This window comes from Roseateles sp. (assembly GCF_036404855.1).
In the GTDB taxonomy this organism is placed as follows: Bacteria; Pseudomonadota; Gammaproteobacteria; order Burkholderiales; family Burkholderiaceae_C; genus Pelomonas.
This window is the reverse complement of record NZ_DASWYS010000147.1, coordinates 1-17,820: the sequence shown is the minus strand read 5'-3', so window position 1 is coordinate 17,820 and position 17,820 is coordinate 1. Positions and strand designations below refer to the sequence as shown.

Sequence of the window (17,820 nt, the reverse complement as noted above, 5' to 3'; positions counted from 1 at the left end):
CGCCTTCATCCTCGAAGAGATGAGCGAGGTCTTCGATGAAGACCTCAAGAATGTGGCGACCAGCCTGGCTCACTACCAGCAGGTCAACGGACTGGGGGGCCAGGCGCCGTTCGGCGCCGAGGTGCCCGTGCCGCCGCCAGGATCGGAGGAAACCGAGATCGCGACCTTCGCGTGGGATCCGGACGGGCGGCTGCTGTATGCGTCGAACCGGCAGGTCCGCATGCCCCTCATCGGCCAGACGGGCCTCAGGCAGGTGAGGGTGGGCGACGAGCCGTGGGTCGTCTACACGGCGCGGCATCGCGCCGGCGTGTCACAGGCGGCGCAGAGGATCTCTTCAAGACGCGAGATGGCCCGCGAGTCGGCGACGCGCATCCTGCCGCCCATGCTGTTGCTGGCGGCAGGCATTGGCGTGCTGCTGATCTTCGGGCTGCGGCGCGGCCTGCGTCCTCTCGACGCGGCGGCCCGGGACGTGGCCAGCCGCAGCGCAACGTCGCTCAGTCCCATCGACAGCACGCCGCTGCCCAGGGAGCTTGCGCCCATGGTGCACGCCATCAACGGCCTGATGGCACGCCTGGACGACTCGATGACCGCGCAGCGGCGCTTCCTGGCCGATGCGGCGCACGAGCTGCGCAGCCCCGTGACGGCCCTGCGCCTGCAGCTGCAGCTGCTGGATCGCAGCACGGATGATGCCCACAAGCAGGCCGCCATGGCCGAGCTGCAGCAGGGCATCGCGCGCGCCCAGCGCCTGATCGAGCAACTGCTGCACTTTGCGCGCACGGCGCCGGAGGCGCCGCGCGCGGCGCTGGTGCCGCTGGAGCTGGGCGTCATCGTCCGTGAGGTGGTCGAGGCGCTGAGCGCGAAGGCGGAGGCGTGGCGGATCGACCTCGGCGCGGAGCTCAGCGGTCCCGTGCCTGTGCTGGGCGATGCCGACCAACTGGTCGTGCTGCTGAACAACCTGGTGGAGAACGCGCTGCGCTACACGCCGGCGGGAGGCGTCGTCGACGTGGGGGCCGCGCTGAGGGAGGGCCGGCCGGTGCTGTTCGTGCGTGACACCGGGCCGGGCATTGCCCCCGCAGAGCGGGAGCGGGTGTTCGACCGCTTCTACCGGGGCGAGCAGCCGGTGCCTTCGGACCGCGCCCTGGACGGCAGCGGCCTGGGCCTGTCCATCGTGCATGCGATCGCGGAACGCCATGGCGCAACCGCACAGCTACTGGACCGCGAAGGTGGGACGGGGCTGGAAGCGCGCGTGGTCTTCCCGGCTTTCGAGGCCCAGCCTCCCGCTTGAAGGCGCGACGCCTGCGCAGCGGGCCGGGCCGTCGAGCGTGTCGTGCCGACGCGGTGCCAGGGGATGCGGGGGCCAGCCAGGACCCGAGCGCGCGCCGAGCGCCTCTGCCGGGCCTTGGTGAAGCCCGCCTACCCGCGGGACTCCGACCGGACCACGGGCCATGGCCCGCCGCCGGCGCGCCAATGGCTCCATAGGGCGATGCGTGCCCGGGTGGGATCAGAAACCATACACGGCATGCCGACAGGTCGTCGGCGCATTGCTGCCAAGGATCCCGAAATGACCCCCGACCTCGCCACCTCACCCGGCCCTGCCTCCGTCCCGACCACGGCGCCGAAGGCGCCGCGCTTTGTCACCAACGAGCTGATCGGCCGCACGCTGCGCGGCCGTGGCCCGAGGCGCGTCGACGCCCGGGTCAAGGCCTGCGCCGCGGCATTCGCCCTTGCGGCCGGTGTCGGCAGTGCCCATGCGTCGGTCGTCAGCTACGACTCGATCACCGGCCACACCAACTCGGGCTATGCCCTGTACGGCGGGTACTTCGCGCCATTCGACCAGAGCGGACTCGTCGGCCTGCGCTTCACCGCGGGCACCAGCGGCTACATCGACGCGCTGACCATTGCTGCCAGCGGCAGCACCCCGAACTTCAGCATGACGCTGTTCTCCGACGACGCCGGCGCGCTCGGCAGCCAGATGCAGACACTGGCGATGATCGGCGACGGCGTTCTCGGGGGCTTCTCGAGCGGCGAGTTCACGAGTGGCGCGCAGCTCACCGCAGGCGCCAGCTACTGGCTCGTGCTCGGCATGGATTTCGTCATGCAGAGCTGGTTCTACATGGAAGGCAGCAGCGCGCCGGGCACCGGTGCGATGGCGTACGCCTACACCGCGGGCCAGCAGCTGCCGACCTCGCTCAACTACGCGAGCCCGACGCAGTCGCTCGGATTGAGGGTCAGCATCGACGACGGTTCGACGGGGGGCGGCACGGTGCCGGAGCCGGCGAGCTACGCGCTGGCCGGCATGGCGCTGTTCGCCGCGTTTGCGGCACGCCGCAAGGCCTGAGCAACCCGGCCTCGGCGCGCCGGCGGCACTCCCAAGGCGCGGCGGACGACCGCATCCGAACCGGGGGATGCCGGTCAGCGCGGTGCCGCCAGCCACCGGCCGACCGCGGCCATGACCGCCTCGGGTTGCTCGCGATGCGGCACATGGCCCGTGTTGGCGAGGAGCTCGATGCGGGCGCCAGCCCCGGCCGACCGGGCAATCAGCTCGGGATGGCGTGGCGAGCCGTACTCGTCATCGGCGCCGTGGATCGCCAGCGCGGGGCAGCGCACGCTGGGCAGCACCTCGTTCAGCGACCAGGTCGCGAAGGGTGGGCTCAACCACGTCCCGAGCCAGGCCTCCAGCACCCAGGCGGCCTGGCCGCCGTGGTAGCGGGCCAGTCTTTCCATCTGCCCCGGCGCCTGGAACGCTTCCCGAGCGGCCCTCAGTCCCTGCACCGTCCGGTCTTCCACGAAGGCCTGTGCCGACTCCGTGATCAGGGCTTCGCAGCGCCCGCCAAACGCCGCTGCGCAGTGCACGGCCATGCCACCGCCCACGCTGTGGCCGAAGACGGTGAAGCCATCGATGCCCAGCTGTTCCAGCACCACAGGAAAGAACTGGCGTGCCTCCGCCGCGATGAAGTCCAGCGGCATCGGGCCCGTGCGTGCCTCGGAGCGGCCGAAGCCCAGCCGGTCATAGGCGAAGACACGCCGCCCGGTGGCCTCCGCGAGGGCGGCGGGGAAGTCCCGCCACAGGGCCACGCAGCCCAGCGAGTCGTGCAGCAGCACGATGGGCGCGGCGGCCGTTGCGGTCTCTGGCGTCCATGACTGCGCGAACAGTCGGCCGTCCTGATGGTGAATCCAGTGCTCTTCGATCCGCATGAGCTCGCCATCCTAGGCCCGGCCGGAGGCCGGGCGAGTTCCCTGACGAGGTCAGTGCCCCCGCATCGCCCGCCGTGCCGACAGCGCCATGAAGACCGCGAACACGACGACGACCAGCAGCCCGGTGGTCAGCGACGAGTGCTGGGCGATGAGGCCGATCAGGGGCGGCCCGGCCATCATGCCGAGATAGCCCACGCCTGACACAGCCGCGATGCCGTGGGCCGGTGACACGCCCGGCACCTGGGATGCGGCGCTGAACAGCACCGGCACGACGTTGGACAGACCCAGGCCCACGAACGCGAAACCCAGCAGCGCGACGAAGGGCGAGGGCACCGCCAGCGCGAGCGCCATGCCGGCGGCGGCGAGCACGCCGCTGGCGCGCATCAGCCAGGTGCCGGACATGCGGGCGCGGACCCAGTCGCCGCCGAACCGGCCGAGGGCCATGGCACCGCTGAAGCTGGCATAGGCCAGGGCCGCGGTGCTGGGCTGGCTGGCGCGCTCCTGCTTCATGAAGAGCACGCTCCAGTCGTACATGGCTCCCTCGGCGATCAGGCCCATGGAAGCCAGCAGGCCCAGCAGGACCAGCGGGCCGCGCGGCAGGCTCAGAGGATGCTTCTCCCCGCCGTCCTGCTTCGGCACGGGCAACATGGCGCGGCTGGCCACCAGCACGACGGCCGCGCCCAGGCCGGTGGCCACCAGCAGGTGGCCCTGCGGCGAGAGGCCCAGCGCAGGTGCCGCGCTGCCCAGGCCGGCACCGGCCATGCCGCCCAGGCTGAACATGCCGTGGAAGCCGCTCATCAGCGGCTTGGCCGTCAGGTGCTCGATCTCGGTGGCCTCCGTGTTGAGGGCCACGTCGAGCAGGCTGCCGGTCATGCCGAAGACCAGCATCACGGCCAGCAGCGCGACATAGGCCGGCCAGGCCAGCAGGCAGGCGACGGAGGCGCAGCACAGCACGCCCATGACGGCTGACACGGCGCGCGGCCCCCAGCGGCCGACGATGCGGCCAGCCTGCGCCAGGGCCATCAGCGCCCCCACGCCGCTGGCCAACATCGCGATGGCCAGGGTCTGCTCGCTGAGGCCGTAGTGGCCCTTGACGGTGGGCACATGCACCCCCCAGGTCGCGAACAGCACGCCGAGGACGAAGAACTGCGCGCGCAGCGCGCGCGACGCACCGACGACCGGCGTCACCGGGCGGACGCGCTGATGCGGGTGAAGAAGTCGTAGACGCCCTGGTCGCCCATCTTTCGCGCGTCGGCCAACTCGCCGCCTTCGGTCGCGTAGAGCAGTTGGCCCTGGGGTGACAACACGGCGACGGCGGGAATGCCCTTCTTCAACGGCACGCGGTAGCTTTCGGCGATGTCGACATTGCGGTCGAAGCGGCCCACGTCCACCTTGACGACCTTGAAGTGCTGGGCGATCAGCGGGGCGCTGGGACCGTGCTTGAAGGTGGCATCCAGCATGCGGCAGTCGCCGCACCAGTTGGCGCCGAAGACGACGAGGACCGGCAGCTTGGCTTTCTCGGCCTCGGCCAGCGTGGCGCGGACGGCCGCCTTGGCGTCGACGCCTTCGTCATAGATGGCGGGTGGGCCGGCATGGGCGGCAAGGCTGGCGACGACAAGCAGGGAAGCGGTCAGGAAACGCATGGGACGGTGAGATTTGAAAGCGCTTTCATGGCATCATGCGCGAGACTTGACAACGTTGTCAAGTCTCCTCGCACGCGGGAGGCTGAAGGCGCGGTGGCGGGATCGGGGCGTCGCGGGTGCACGGGAAGGGTCAACGGGAGGCCTGCTCGAAGAAGCGCCAGATGATGTCGTTGGCATCCAGCGCCTGCGAAGCGGGGGGCTTGCCGCGTCGCACGGTGCCGGCACCGGGCCAGGCGTGCCCGCCAGTGTCCGTCACGCAGAGCTGCACCTGGACGCCATCGCTGCAGCCTGAGTAGGCCTCGCAGAAGGCGCCCGGTGTATCCAGTGTGCGCCGTGGCACCGCGGTGCAGTGGTCGCGCTGGACCCAGCGCGAGATCGTCTCGGGGACGGCGACAAAGTCCATGACCTTGCTTTCGTCGCGGAACGCGTTCGGGCCGGCGCCGCCATTGAAGAGAACGTGGTCGTCGTCCCGGGCGTGGATGTGCAGCACCGAGACCGGCCGGGAGGGGGTGCAGTGGGATGTCGCATCCGTGCCGGCGACGGCCGCGACGGCGCGGAACACGTCTGCGGCCTCGCAGGCCAGGCGGTGGCTGAGCATGCCGCCGTTGGACATGCCGGTGGCGAACACCCGGTTCGCGTCGATGCTGTACCTGGCCTTGAGCGCCGTGACGACGGCGCGGGCGAAGCCCACGTCGTCGCTGGCCCGGTCGCGTGCGTCGCCGCAGCAGCCACCCGCGTTCCAGGTGGCGAACCTGCCACCCGGCAGCTTGCTGTAGCCGTTGGGGAAGGCGACCACGAAGCCGGCCTCGTCGGCCTTCTTCTGCAGGCCATAGTTGGCGTCGTCGGCCATGTACTCGGCATGGCCGCCGCCGCCATGGAAGGCCAGCACCAGCGGCGCGGGCCGGGCCGCGTCATAGCCGATGGGCAGGTGCACCAGGACCTTGCGGCCCTGCACCTGGAGTTCTTGCAGACCGCCCTTCGTGGACGCTTCGCCCCCCCGCTCGGCGCGGCGCTGCTCGATGCGAGCCTTGATCCGTTCGCGCATGGACTCCTGCGCCTGCGCCGCGGGCAGCAGCAGGGCGCCCAGCGAGAAGGTGAGGATGCCTGCGCGGATGATCGAGTAAGGCGTCAAGGCCATGCGGTCGCGGTGCAAGTTGAGTGTGAGAGTGTTGCCGCAAATCGTGACGCAGCGCATCCAGCGGGGCGCATGTCCTGCGATACCGGCGGGCCATCGCGGCCATCGTGGCAATGACCCCGGCTGGCCTTGGGTCACGCCGGTGCTCGATGTCGACGCGGGAGCTGGCACTGAACGTCATGCCGACGGCGAAAGGGCGCCGAGGGAGCCTGCGCGGCGGCAGGCCCCGAGTCGGGCTCAGCCGCCGCCGAGCGCCCGGTACAGCACCACCAGGTTCTGCGCCCGCTGGCTTTGCACCTGCACCAGCGTCTGCTGGGCGGCGAACAGCGAGCGCTGCGCATCCAGCCGGTCCAGCGCGTTGGACACGCCGGCCGTGTAGCGCTGCTCGGCCGTGTTCAGGCGGCGCGTCTCTGCATCCACCTGGGCGGCCAGCGCGGCGCGCTGCTCGGCCAGCGTGGCGCGGCCGGCCAGGCCGTCGGCGACTTCGCGGAAGGCGGTCTGGATGGCCTTCTCGTACTGCGCCAGCGCGATGTCACGGGACGCACGTGCGCTGTTCAGGTTGGCGCGGTTGCGGCCCGCATCGAAGAGGGGCTGCACCAGCGACGGCGCGAAGCTCCACGCCGAGTTCTTGAACAGGTCCGACAAGTGGCCGCTGGCCGTGCCGACGCTGCCGGTCAGCGTGATGCGCGGCCAGAAGGCGGCGCGGGCGGCGTCGATGTTGGCGTCCGTCGCACCGAGCTGGAACTCGGCCTGGCGGATGTCGGGCCGGCGCGTCAGCACCTCCGACGGCAGGCCGGCGGGCAGCTCGGCCAGCGGCTCGAAGTCGGCCAGGTCGCCGGTGGGGGCCGGCAGGTCGGTCGGCAGCGGGCCACCGATCAAGAGGGCCAGTGCGTTCTCGTCGAGCTGGCGCTGGCGTTGCGCCTGCGCGTAGACGGCCCGGGCGGCCTGCCACGAGGACTCGGCCGTGCGCAGGTCCAGCTCGGCCGACACGCCACCCTCGAAGCGCTGGCGGGTCAGCGACAGCGACTGCTCACGCGTGGCCAGCGTGTCGCGCGTGATCCTCAGCAGGGCCTCGTCGGCCTGCAGCGCGATTTCGGCATTGGCAACGCTCGCGATGAGGGCCGTGCGCACGGCCTGCTGGGCCGATTGCGCGGCCAGCACCTGCGCCGCGGCGGCGGCACTCAGCCCCCGCAGGCGGCCGAACAGGTCCAGCTCGTAGGCCGACACCTGCAGGCCGGCCTGGTAGAGGCTGTTGATGCCCCCGGCCGCCGTGGGTGTGCGCGAGCCGCTGAGGCCCGCATTGACGGTCGGCCACAGGTCGGCGTCGCGTGCGGCAGCGGCGGCGCGCGCCGTCTCGATGTTGAGCGCGGCGATGCGCAGGTCCCGGTTGTTGGCCAGCGCCAGCGGGATGAGCTTTTGCAGCCGCTCGCCCTTGAAGGCCTGGGCCCAGGGCAGGTCGACCGCGGCCGCGCTGCCCGCGCCGCCGGCCTGCGGGAAGGACGGCGGCACCGCGGCCGCAGCGGCTTCGGACGCGACGGGGCGCCTGGGTTCAGGACCGGCGCAGGCGGTCAGCAAGGCGGCCAACGCGATGAGACTGAGGGTGGACTTCATGCTCAGTCCTCCTGGGGAAGGTGGGCATCGTGGCGGTGCTGCCGCTCACTGCCGGGGAAGCGCTTGCGCACGACGACGAAGAAGACCGGCACGAGGAACACGGCCAGCGCCACCGCGGTGATCATGCCGCCCATCACGCCGGTGCCGATGGCGCGCTGGCTGGCGGAGCCGGCGCCGCTGGCAAGCACCAGCGGCAGCACACCGAGGATGAAGGCCAGCGAGGTCATCAGGATGGGTCGGAAGCGCAGGTGCGCGGCCTCGACGACGGCCTCGAACAAGTCTCTCCCCTGCGCGTGGAGGTCCTTGGCGAACTCGATGATGAGCACCGCGTTCTTGGCCGACAGGCCGATGATGGTGATCATGCCGACCTTGAAGTAGACGTCGTTCTCCAGCCCCCGGATGTTGGCGCCCAGCACCACGCCCAGGATGCCCAGCGGCACGACCAGCAGCACGGCGAGCGGGATGCTCCAGCTCTCGTACAGCGCGGCCAGGCACAGGAAGACGGCCAGCAGCGAGAAGCCGAACAGGATGAAGGCGGTGGAGCCGGAGAGCTTTTCCTCGCGCGACTGGCCGGTCCACTCGTAGCCGAAGCCTTCGGGCAGTTCGGCGGCGAGCCGTTCCATCTCGGCCATGGCCGCGCCCGTGGACACGCCCTTGGCCGGCTCGCCGGCAATGCGCATCGTCGCGTAGCCGTTGTAGCGCACCGTCTGCATCGCTCCGGTGATCCACTTGCTGCTCGCGAAGGCGCTCAGCGGCACCGGCTGGCCGGCGTTGTTGAGCACGTTGAGCTTGAGCAGGTCCTCGGGCTGCATGCGCGCCGGGGCATCGGCCTGCACGATGACGCGCTGCAGGCGGCCGGTGTTGGGGAAGTCGTTCACGTAGCTGGAGCCCAGCGACGTGCCCAGCACCGCATTGACGGCGCTGATGTTCAGCCCCAGCGCCATGGCGCGTTCGCGGTCGATGCTCAGCTCAAGCTGGGCGGCGTCTTCCAGGCCGTCGGGGCGCACGGCGGTCAGCAGCGGGCTCTTGGCCGCGGCCGCCAGCAACTGGTTGCGCGCGCCCAGCAGCTCGGCGCGGGTGTGGCCGCTGCGGTCCTGCAGGCGCAGCGCGAAGCCGTTGGCGCGGCCCAGGTCGCGGATGGGCGGCGGGCTGGTCGGGAAGATGATGGCGTCACGGATCTTGCCGAGTTCGGGGAAGGCGCGCGACACCAGGCCCTGGGCGGAATGCTCGGCACCGTGGCGCTCGTCCCAGGGCTTGAGCGTGACGAAGGCGAGGCCCGCGTTCTGTCCCGAGCCGGAGAAGCTGAAGCCGACAATGCCGACCATGCTCTCCACCTCGGGCTGCTTGAGCATGTAGTTCTCGACCTGCTTCATGACCTCCAGCGTGCGCGCCTGCGTGGCACCGGGAGGCAGCTGCACGTTGACGAGGATGTTGCCTTGGTCCTCGTTGGGCACGAAGGACGTCGGCAGGCGCTGGAACATCAGCACCGCCGCGGCGATGACGGCGGCGTAGATCACGAAGGATCGGCCGGCGCGGTGGATGAGCTTGGCCACCGAGCTCTCGTAGCGCTTGGCCGTGCGGTTGAAGCCCCGGTTGAACCAGCCGAAGAAGCCGCGCTTCTCCAGGTGGTGGCCGGCTTCGACGGGCTTGAGCAGGGTGGCGCACAGCGCCGGCGTGAACGACAGCGCCATGAAGGCCGAGAACGCGATGGAGCTGACCATCACCGCCGAGAACTGGCGGTAGATGTTGCCGATGGAGCCGCTGAAGAAGGCCAGCGGCACGAACACCGAGATCAGCACCACGGTTACGCCGATGATGGCGCCCGAGATCTGGCCCATCGCCTTCTTCGTGGCCTTGTAGGGCGACAAGCCCTCCTCGCTCATGATGCGCTCGACGTTCTCCACCACGACGATGGCGTCGTCCACCACGATGCCGATGACCAGCACCATGCCGAACATCGTCAGCACGTTGATGGAGAACCCCAACGCGAGCAGCGTCGCGAAGCTGCCCAGCAGCGCGATCGGAACCACCAGGGTCGGGATCAGCGTGTAGCGGATGTTCTGCAGGAACAGGAACATCACGAGGAAGACGAGGAACACGGCCTCGAGCAGCGTCTCGACGACCTGCGAGATCGAGATGTCGATGAACAGCGAGCTGTCGAAGGGGATGGACGCCTTCACGCCCGACGGGAAGTAGGGTTCCAGCGCCTTGAGGCGCTGCTTGATGAGCTTGGCCGTCTGCAGCGCGTTGGCGGACGGTGCCAGCTGCACGCCCACGCCGACGGAGGGCTTGCCATTCAACCGGGTGACACGGCCGGTGTAGCTGTCTGCGCCCAGCTCGACGCGGGCCACGTCCTTGAGCCGCACGGTGGAGCCGTCGGCGTTGGCGCGCAGCACGATGTTGCCGAACTGCTCGACGCTGGCGAGTTGGCCGCGCACCACCACCGTGGCCGCGACGGGCTGGCCTGGCACGTTGGGCAGGTCGCCGATGGAGCCGGAGCTGACCTGCGCGTTCTGGGCCTGGATGGCCGCATTCACGTCGGCCGGTGCCAGGCGGAAGCCGACCAGCTTGGCCGGATCCAGCCAGATGCGCATGGCGCGCTCCGTGCCGAACAGCAGGCCTTGGCCGACGCCGGGCACGCGCTGGATCTCGGGCAGCACGGTGCGCGAGGCATAGTCACCCAGCGCGATGGGGTCGAACGCCGGGTTCTCGCTCGACATCATGATGAAGAGCAGGAAGTTCGGGTTGGCCTTGTCCACCCGCACACCCTGCTGGATGACGGCGGACGGCAGGCGCGGCGTGGCGCGGGCCAGCCGGTTTTGCACGTCCACCTGCGCCAGGTCGGGGTTGGTGGCCGGATCGAAGCTCATCGTCAGCGAGCCGGTGCCGTCGGCCTGTGCCACCGCTTCCATGTAGATGAGGCCGGGGGAGCCGTTCATCTCGCGCTCGATGACGCTGATGACCGAGTCCTCCAGCGTCTGTGCGGAAGCGCCTGGGTAGGTCACCGACAGCACGATGGACGGGGGCGCCACGGGCGGGTACTGCGAGATCGGCAGCTGCGTCACGGCCACGCCGCCGATGACGAGGACGAAGAGGGCGATGACCCAGGCGAAGATGGGTCGGTCGATGAAGAACTGCGCCATGGTGGGTCAGGTCCTCAGCGCGATGCGGCGGAGGCCGGCGCGGTCGCAGGGGTCGCAGGGGTCGCGGGGGTCGCAGGAGGCGCGGCCGGGGCGGAGCTTGCAGGCGACCAAGGCACGGGCCGCGCCTTGCCGCCGGCCTTGACGCGCTGCAGGCCGTCGACGACGACCTTCTCACCCGCCTTCAACCCGCTCAGCACCAGCGCCTTGCCGCCCTGGGCCAGGCCCAGCTTGACGGGCCGCGCACTGACGCTGCCGTCTTCGGCCACGACCAGCACGCTCTCGCCCGTCGACCCGCGCGCCACCGCCTGCTGCGGCAGCCAGATGGCGTCGGCCACCTCGGCCTGCGCGAGGCGCACGCGCACGTACAGGCCGGGCAGCAGCAGGCCCTTGGAATTGGGCAGCTCGGCGCGCAGCGTGATCTGGCCGGTGGCGGTGTCCACGCTCAGGTCCGAGAACAGCAGCTTGCCGGCCTCGGGGTAAATGCTGCCGTCCTCCAGCAGCACCTGCACCTGCGCGGCCTCCTTGCCGCCGGCGCGCTGCAGCCGGCCCTCGGCCAGCGCCTGGCGCAGCCGCATGACCTCGGCGGCCGACTGCGTGAAGTTCACGTACAGCTTGTCGACCTGCTGCACGACGGCCAGCGGCGTTGCCTCGCCCTGGCCCACCAGCGCGCCTTCGGTGACGAGGGCGCGGCCGATGCGGCCCGCGATGGGCGCCGTGACGGCCGAGTAGCCGAGGTTGATCTGCGCCGTCTGCACGGCCGCCTTGCCGGCCGCCACGTCGGCGCGCGCCTGCTGGGCCGCAGCCTGCGCGTTCAGGGCCTCCTGCTGGCTGACGGCCTGGGTCTTGGCCAGCGGCGCGTAGCGGTCGGCCAGCGCCTGGGCCTGCGTGAGGTTGGCTTCGGCACGTGCCAGCTGGGCCTGGGCGCTGGCGAGCGTGGCGCGGTAGGGCGCAGAGTCGATCTCGAACAGGGGCTGGCCGGCCTTCACGTCGCTGCCTTCGGTGAAGAGGCGCTTTTGCAGGATGCCGGCGGCGCGGGCGCGCACCTGCGCGACGCGGAAGGCCTCAAGCCGGCCGGGCAGTTCGGTCGCCAGGTCGGCCCGGCCCGGTGCGACGGTGACGACGCCCACCTCTGGCGGTGGCGGCGCGGCCGGGGTGGTCGAGCTGCCGGACTGGCCGCAGCCCGCCAGCAGGGCGCCCAAACCGGTACTCAGGACGACCATCGCGCCCATGCGGACGTTGCTACCCCATGCCAACTTCATCTTTGTGACCTTGCTCGATTGCCTGTGGGTCTGCCCCGCCGCCGTTGGCCGTTAGGGCAAAACCGGCAACTGTAGCGAGGCGCCAAGACACGTGTTGGTGAAGCAACGCAAAGCCCCGGGCCCGCGCCCGGCCGCTTCAGTCCCGGACAGAAGTCATGTTGTCCGGTGCCGAAGCGTGCAAGGCTTGCAGCCGGGCGCGCTGAACGGCCCGACCGATCTCCGGCCCCTTGGCGCCGCGTGCGATGGCCTCGGCGCTGGCGGCGGCCAGGTCCACGCGCTGGGTCGCGCGCAGGTCGGCCAGGAGGCGCTCGCGCTGCGGATAGTCGCGGTCCTCCAGCCCGAGGCGGCCGCGGGCGTCGCATTCGCAGGCCCACAGCAGCTCGGCAAATCGCTCAGGGCGGCGCCATGCGTCGCAGCGCTCCAGCAGCCGCAGTCGTGCCTCGGCACTGAAGCCCTGGCTCTGGTGCACATGGGTGTGTTCGCGGGCGACCAGCTCGGCCAGTTCGCGGCAGTCGGTGGGCACCTTCCAGCGCGCACTCACGCCGCGGGCCAGCTTCTCGCTGCGCCCCTCGTGTGCGATGTGGCGGGGAAGATCTTCGGGGCGCGTCGTGCCCTTGCCGAGGTCGTGGCAGAGGCAGGCGTAGCGCACCGTCAGCGGCGCCTCGAGCCGGGCGCACTGGTCCAGCACCATCAGCAGATGGATGCCGGTGTCGACTTCCGGATGGTGGGCCTCGGGCTGGGGCACGCCGAACAGCGCCTCGACTTCAGGCAGCAGCCTGGCCAACGCGCCGACCTCGCGCAGCACCTCGATCATGCGCGAGGGCCTCGCTTCCATCAGGCCGCGCGACAGTTCCTGCCAGACGCGTTCGGCCACCAGGGCATCCACCTCGCCGGCGGTCACCATGGTGCGCATCAGCGCGACGGTCTCGTTCGCCACCGTGAAGTCGGCGAAGCGCGCCGCGAAGCGGGCCAGGCGAAGAATGCGCACCGGGTCCTCGGCAAAGGCGGGGGAGACGTGGCGCAGCACCTTGTCCTGCAGGTCGCGCTGGCCGCCGTAGGGGTCGATGATCTGGCCGGCCTCGTCCTGGGCCATCGCATTGATGGTCAGGTCGCGGCGCGCCAGGTCCTGTTCCAGCGTCACATCCGGCTCGGTGTGGAAGGCGAAGCCGTGGTAGCCCGCGGCGGTCTTGCGCTCGGTGCGGGCCAGGGCCACTTCCTCGTGCGTGTCCGGGTGCAGGAAGACGGGGAAATCCTTGCCCACTGGCTGGTAGCCGGCCGCCGCCAGGTCCTGGGGCGAGGCGCCAACGACGACCCAGTCATGGTCCTGCACCGGCAGGCCGAGCAGGCGGTCGCGAACGGCGCCGCCGACGAGATAGGTCTGGAAATCGGACATCGCCGCATTCTGCGGCCACACTCGCGGCATGCAGACCCTCAGTGAACACCTCGCCTTCGGCGGCACCCAGCGCTTTCACCAGCACGACTCGGTCGAGATCGGCCTGCCGATGCGCTTCGCCCTCTTCCTTCCACCGGCGCCGCGTGCGTTGCTGGTCTTCCTTGCTGGGCTGACCTGCACGGAAGAGACCTTCACGATGAAGGCCGGCGCCCAGCGCCTGGCCAGCGAACTTGGCCTGGCCCTGCTGATGCCGGACACCAGCCCGCGCGGCGCCGGCGTGCCGGGCGAAAGCGACAGCTGGGATTTCGGCGTCGGCGCGGGCTTCTATCTGGATGCCACGCAGGCGCCCTGGTCCAAGCACTGGCGCATGGAGAGCTGGCTGATGAACGAGCTGCTGCCGCTGGTGCAGCGCGAGACTGGCCTGGCGCGCGTCGGCCTGTCCGGCCACTCCATGGGCGACCACGGCGCGCTGACGCTGGCGCTGCGCCACCCGGGCCGCTTCGCATCGCTGTCGGCGTTCGCGCCCATCGCGGCTCCCCTGCAGTGCCCCTGGGGCCACAAGGCGTTCAGCGGCTACCTTGGCGACGACCGGGCCGCGTGGGCTGCGCATGACGCCAGCGCCCTGATGCAGGCGCAGACCTCCGTGCGCTACCCCCAGGGCATCCTCATCGACCAGGGACTGGCCGACAAGTTCCTGGCGGAACAGCTCCGCCCCGAGGCCTTCGAGGCGGCCTGCGCCGCCGTCGGCCAGCCGTTGACGCTACGCCGGCACGAGGGCTACGACCACGGCTACTACTTCATCGCCAGCTTCATCGACGACCACCTCAGGCACCACGCCAAGGCCCTGCTTTGACGATTCGCACGATCGTGCTAAATTGAGGCCATGGAAACCCGCAGCGAACGCGCTGAAACCACCCTCGCGGCCATCGTCGACACGGCGCTGGCCATGGCTGCCGACGGCGGGCTGGATAGCCTGTCCATCGGCGAAGTGGCCAAGCGCCTGGGCTTGTCCAAGAGCGGCGTGTTCTCACGCGTGGGCTCCCGCGAGCAATTGCAGCTGGCCGTCATCCTCGAATACGACCGGCGTTTCCAGCAGGCCGTCTTCCTGCCCGCCATGCGCGAGCCCCGCGGCCTGCCGCGGCTGGACGCCATCATGCGCCGCTGGCTGGCCCGCGCGACGGGCACCGATCGCGCGCTGTCCTGCATCTACACGGCCGGTGCGTTCGAGTACGACGACCGCGAGGGCGCCGTGCGTGACCAGTTGCTGGACGGTGTCATGCGGCTGCGCGCCGCGCTGCGCCGCAGTGTGCTGCAGGGCATCGAGGCCGGCCACCTGCGCGCCGACCTCGACGTCGAGCAGTTCGTCTTCGAGATGGATGCGCTCTACGCCGGCCTGATGCGCGACGCGCGCTTCCTGCGTGAGACGGGCATGCATGAGCGCGGCGTCAAGGCTTGGGAGCGCATGCTGGCGTCCGCAAGAAACCCCACCTGCCCGGCTTGATTTTTTTTGCCAGTTTGTCGCACGGTCGTGCGAAACAAGGAGCCTGTGATGACCACCCACAACCCTGCTGCCGCCTTCTACGCCTCGCCGGCCGCCCGCGGTGTCGCCGCGCTGCTGCGCGGCCTGCACCGTGTATCGCCCGACCTCGGCACGCGCGTGGCGCTCGGCCTGTTCTTCACGCCCATGCCGACCAAGTGGCTGGCCCGCTCGCGTGCCGTGCCGCGGCCCTGGGTGCAGACGCGCCTGCCCTTCGAGGGCGGCCACATCAGCGTCTGGCAGCGTGGCGACCTCGAACCCGGCCGTCCCAAGGTCTTGCTGACCCACGGCTGGGCCGGTGACGCGCAGCAGATGCGCCCGCTGGCGGACACGCTGGCGGCGGCGGGCTTCGAGCCGCTGCTGCTGGACCTGCCGGCGCATGGCCGCAGCGGCGGGTGGCGCAGCAACCTGCTGCAGTGGGTGAGGGCGCTGTTTGCCGTGACGGCGCGCTTCGGCCCCTGGGATGGTGTCGTCGCGCATTCGCTGGGCGCGCTGGGGATGGCCCATGCACTGGCCCGGGGCCTGCCGGCGCGACGCGCGGCGCTGCTCGCGCTGGCACCGCCTCCGGCCCAGTTCCTGAGCTGGTTCGCGCAGGCCGTCGGCACGGGTGAGAGCCTGGCCCAGCGCATGAGCGGCCATGTCGAGCGGCGCGAGGGCGTCTCGCTGGCGCTCTTCGAGCCGGCCTGGCTGGGTGAGCGCGTGACCCAGCCGACCTTGATCGTGCACGACCGCGGCGACACCACGGCGCCGCTGGCCGGCAGCGAGACGCTGCTGGCCGGCCTGACGGCTGGCCGCCTGCACGCGACGGAAGGCCTGGGCCACCGCCGCCTGCTGAGCGACCCGGCGGTCATGCAGCAGGTTCTCGGTCACCTGAGTTCGACGCCCGCATTGCGGGCGATCTGAATCGCCGGGGGACAATCCCCGGATGGCTGTTCTTTCTCTTACCAATGCCCACCTCGCCTTTGGCCACGTGGCCCTGCTGGATGGCGCCAATTTCGCGCTCGAGACCGGCGAGCGCGTGGGACTCATCGGCCGCAACGGCACGGGCAAGTCCTCGCTGCTGAAGATCCTGGCCGGCATCGAGAAGCTCGACGACGGCCTGCTGCAGCAACAGCAGGGTCTCACCAACGTCTATGTGCCCCAGGAGCCCGAGCTGCGCGGTGACGCGACCATCTTCGACGTCGTCAGCGAGGGCGTGGCGGAGGCCAAGGCCTTGCGCGAGCGCTACGAGCGTCACGATGAAGGCGACGACCTGGCCTGGGTGCAGGAGCGCATCGAGCACATCGGCGCGTGGAATTGGGAGCAGCGCGTCGAGGAGACGCTGCACCGCCTGGGCCTGGACGGCTCCCGCCTGGTCGGCAGCCTGTCCGGCGGGCTGAAGAAGCGCGTGGCGCTGGGCCGCGCGCTGGTGGCCCAGCCCGACGTGCTGCTGCTGGACGAGCCCACCAACCATCTGGACCTGGACGCCATCACCTGGCTGGAGGGCCTGCTGAACGACTTCAAGGGCTCGCTGCTGCTCATCACCCACGACCGCGCCTTCCTGGACAACGTGGCCAACCGCATCGTCGAGCTGGACCGCGGCCAGCTGCGCGGCTATCCCGGAAACTTCGCCGCGTTCCAGGCCGCCAAGGCCTATGAGCTGGAGAACGAGGCGCTGGCGAATGCCCGCTTCGACAAGCTGCTGGCACAGGAGGAGGTGTGGATACGCAAGGGCGTGGAGGCGCGGCGCACCCGCTCGGTGGCGCGCGTGCAGCGGCTGCACGAGATGCGCGAGCAGCATGCGGCGCGGCGTGACGTGCAAGGCAAGGTCAGGCTGGATATCGACACCGGCTCCAGCAGCGGCAAGATCGTTGCGGAGCTGGAGAACGTGTCCAAGAGCTTCGGTGACCGGCCCATCGTGCGCGGCTTCACCAGCACCATCCTGCGCGGCGACAAGGTGGGGCTGATCGGCCCCAACGGCGCCGGCAAGACGACGCTGCTGAAGATGATCCTCGGTGAGCTGCCGCCGGACAGCGGCACGGTGCGCCTTGGATCGCGGCTGACGGTGGCGTACTTCGACCAGATGCGAGATACGCTCAATCTCGATGCGACGCTGGCCGACACCATCAGCCCCGGCTCGGAGTGGATCGAGATCGGCACGCAGAAGAAGCACGTCAAGAGCTACCTCGGCGACTTCCTGTTCTCGCCAGCCCGTGCCAATTCGCCGGTGCGCACGCTCAGCGGCGGCGAGCGCAATCGCCTGCTGCTGGCGCGCCTGTTCGCGCGCCCGGCCAACGTGCTGGTGCTGGACGAGCCCACCAACGACCTCGACATCGAGACGCTGGAGCTGCTGGAGGAGTTGCTGGCCGACTACGACGGCACGGTGTTCCTCGTCAGCCATGACCGGCGCTTTCTGGACAACGTCGTCACCTCCACCATCGTCTACGAGGGCGATGCGCGCTGGCGCGAGTACGAGGGCAGCGTGCAGGACTGGCTGACACAGTCCCGGCGCGCGGCGGCGCTGCAGGCGCAGGCCGTGCCTGCCGTCGCGGCGCCATCGCCGCCCCCTGCGCCGGAGCCCGCTCCGGTGGTCGCGACCAAGCGCAAGCTCAGCTACAAGGAGCAGCGTGAGCTGGACGACATCCCCAAGCAGATCGCCGCGCTGGAGGCCGAGCAGACCCAGCTCAATGCGCTGCTGGCCGGCACCGAGCTCTACACCCAGGGAGCGGCGCGCATCCAGGCCGTCACCGAGCGCGCGGCCGAGGTGGACGAGGCGTTGCTGGCGCGGCTCTTTGCGCGCCCCGCCAACGTGCTGGTGCTGGACGAGCCCACCAACGACCTTGACATCGAAACGCTGGAACTGCTGGAAGAGCTGCTGCAGGAATATGCCGGCACCGTGCTGCTGGTCAGCCATGACCGCGCCTT

General features: G+C 70.5%; 14 protein-coding genes. 6 read left to right on the top strand and 8 right to left on the bottom strand.

The window, feature by feature from the left end; translation table 11 throughout:
* Both VGF12_RS09780 and VGF12_RS09775 read left to right on the top strand, forming a co-directional pair.
* On the top strand, window positions 1-1,285 hold a 1,285-nt coding region (locus VGF12_RS09780; protein WP_331175846.1), incomplete at its 5' end, for an ATP-binding protein.
* Between the two features lie 276 nt (window positions 1,286-1,561).
* On the top strand, window positions 1,562-2,338 hold the full coding sequence (locus tag VGF12_RS09775; protein ID WP_331175845.1) for a PEP-CTERM sorting domain-containing protein: 777 nt from the start codon (window positions 1,562-1,564) through the stop codon (window positions 2,336-2,338).
* 74 nt (window positions 2,339-2,412) lie between these two features.
* Here the strand turns inward: VGF12_RS09775 and VGF12_RS09770 are convergent, their stop codons facing one another.
* The 8 genes from VGF12_RS09770 to VGF12_RS09735 all read right to left on the bottom strand — a co-directional run bounded on the left by VGF12_RS09770 (window position 2,413) and on the right by VGF12_RS09735 (window position 13,379).
* Window positions 2,413-3,195 carry an alpha/beta hydrolase gene (locus VGF12_RS09770; RefSeq protein ID WP_331175844.1) on the bottom strand — a complete coding sequence of 261 codons (783 nt, stop codon included), beginning with the start codon at window positions 3,193-3,195 and terminating at the stop codon, window positions 2,413-2,415.
* A gap of 51 nt (window positions 3,196-3,246) precedes the next feature.
* A complete protein-coding gene (locus VGF12_RS09765; protein ID WP_331175843.1) occupies window positions 3,247-4,383 on the bottom strand; it encodes an MFS transporter in 1,137 nt (378 codons plus the stop codon).
* Window positions 4,380-4,838: a thioredoxin family protein gene (locus VGF12_RS09760; RefSeq protein ID WP_331175842.1), complete on the bottom strand. Its 459-nt coding sequence runs from the start codon at window positions 4,836-4,838 to the stop codon at window positions 4,380-4,382. The genes VGF12_RS09765 and VGF12_RS09760 overlap by 4 nt, the downstream gene beginning before the upstream one ends.
* A gap of 130 nt (window positions 4,839-4,968) precedes the next feature.
* On the bottom strand, window positions 4,969-5,976 hold the full coding sequence (locus VGF12_RS09755) for an alpha/beta hydrolase family esterase (protein WP_331175841.1): 1,008 nt from the start codon (window positions 5,974-5,976) through the stop codon (window positions 4,969-4,971).
* 234 nt (window positions 5,977-6,210) lie between these two features.
* Entirely contained in the window at window positions 6,211-7,584 is a 1,374-nt protein-coding gene (locus VGF12_RS09750; RefSeq protein ID WP_331175840.1) for an efflux transporter outer membrane subunit, read from the bottom strand.
* A 2-nt stretch (window positions 7,585-7,586) separates the two neighbouring features.
* Window positions 7,587-10,727 (bottom strand): efflux RND transporter permease subunit, encoded by a 3,141-nt coding sequence (locus tag VGF12_RS09745; RefSeq protein WP_331175839.1) that lies wholly within the window; start codon window positions 10,725-10,727, stop codon window positions 7,587-7,589.
* Window positions 10,728-10,741: 14 nt separating this feature from the next.
* A complete protein-coding gene (locus VGF12_RS09740; RefSeq protein WP_331175838.1) occupies window positions 10,742-11,986 on the bottom strand; it encodes an efflux RND transporter periplasmic adaptor subunit in 1,245 nt (414 codons plus the stop codon).
* 136 nt (window positions 11,987-12,122) lie between these two features.
* On the bottom strand, window positions 12,123-13,379 hold the full coding sequence (locus VGF12_RS09735; RefSeq protein ID WP_331175837.1) for a multifunctional CCA addition/repair protein: 1,257 nt from the start codon (window positions 13,377-13,379) through the stop codon (window positions 12,123-12,125).
* Window positions 13,380-13,407: 28 nt separating this feature from the next.
* Between VGF12_RS09735 and fghA the strand changes: the two genes are divergently transcribed.
* The 4 genes from fghA to VGF12_RS09715 form a co-directional block, all read left to right on the top strand.
* Entirely contained in the window at window positions 13,408-14,232 is an 825-nt protein-coding gene (fghA, locus tag VGF12_RS09730; protein ID WP_331175836.1) for an S-formylglutathione hydrolase, read from the top strand.
* A 30-nt stretch (window positions 14,233-14,262) separates the two neighbouring features.
* Complete coding sequence (locus VGF12_RS09725) at window positions 14,263-14,880, top strand: helix-turn-helix domain-containing protein (protein ID WP_331175835.1); 618 nt, start codon at window positions 14,263-14,265, stop codon at window positions 14,878-14,880.
* A gap of 48 nt (window positions 14,881-14,928) precedes the next feature.
* Entirely contained in the window at window positions 14,929-15,819 is an 891-nt protein-coding gene (locus VGF12_RS09720) for an alpha/beta hydrolase (RefSeq protein ID WP_331175834.1), read from the top strand.
* Window positions 15,820-15,841: 22 nt separating this feature from the next.
* Window positions 15,842-17,820, top strand: a 1,979-nt coding sequence (locus tag VGF12_RS09715) for an ATP-binding cassette domain-containing protein (RefSeq protein ID WP_331175833.1), incomplete at its 3' end; no start/stop codon positions are given.

What these genes read in the sequence shown, in the direction of transcription:
- VGF12_RS09775 (WP_331175845.1), top strand. Translation starts at nt 1,562, where the DNA reads ATGACCCCCGACCTCGCCACCTCACCCGGCCCTGCCTCCGTCCCGACC.
- VGF12_RS09770 (WP_331175844.1), bottom strand. Translation starts at nt 3,195, where the DNA reads ATGCGGATCGAAGAGCACTGGATTCACCATCAGGACGGCCGACTGTTC.
- VGF12_RS09760 (WP_331175842.1), bottom strand. Translation starts at nt 4,838, where the DNA reads ATGCGTTTCCTGACCGCTTCCCTGCTTGTCGTCGCCAGCCTTGCCGCC.
- VGF12_RS09755 (WP_331175841.1), bottom strand. Translation starts at nt 5,976, where the DNA reads ATGGCCTTGACGCCTTACTCGATCATCCGCGCAGGCATCCTCACCTTC.
- VGF12_RS09750 (WP_331175840.1), bottom strand. Translation starts at nt 7,584, where the DNA reads ATGAAGTCCACCCTCAGTCTCATCGCGTTGGCCGCCTTGCTGACCGCC.
- VGF12_RS09745 (WP_331175839.1), bottom strand. Translation starts at nt 10,727, where the DNA reads ATGGCGCAGTTCTTCATCGACCGACCCATCTTCGCCTGGGTCATCGCC.
- VGF12_RS09740 (WP_331175838.1), bottom strand. Translation starts at nt 11,986, where the DNA reads ATGAAGTTGGCATGGGGTAGCAACGTCCGCATGGGCGCGATGGTCGTC.
- VGF12_RS09735 (WP_331175837.1), bottom strand. Translation starts at nt 13,379, where the DNA reads ATGTCCGATTTCCAGACCTATCTCGTCGGCGGCGCCGTTCGCGACCGC.
- fghA (WP_331175836.1), top strand. Translation starts at nt 13,408, where the DNA reads ATGCAGACCCTCAGTGAACACCTCGCCTTCGGCGGCACCCAGCGCTTT.
- VGF12_RS09725 (WP_331175835.1), top strand. Translation starts at nt 14,263, where the DNA reads ATGGAAACCCGCAGCGAACGCGCTGAAACCACCCTCGCGGCCATCGTC.
- VGF12_RS09720 (WP_331175834.1), top strand. Translation starts at nt 14,929, where the DNA reads ATGACCACCCACAACCCTGCTGCCGCCTTCTACGCCTCGCCGGCCGCC.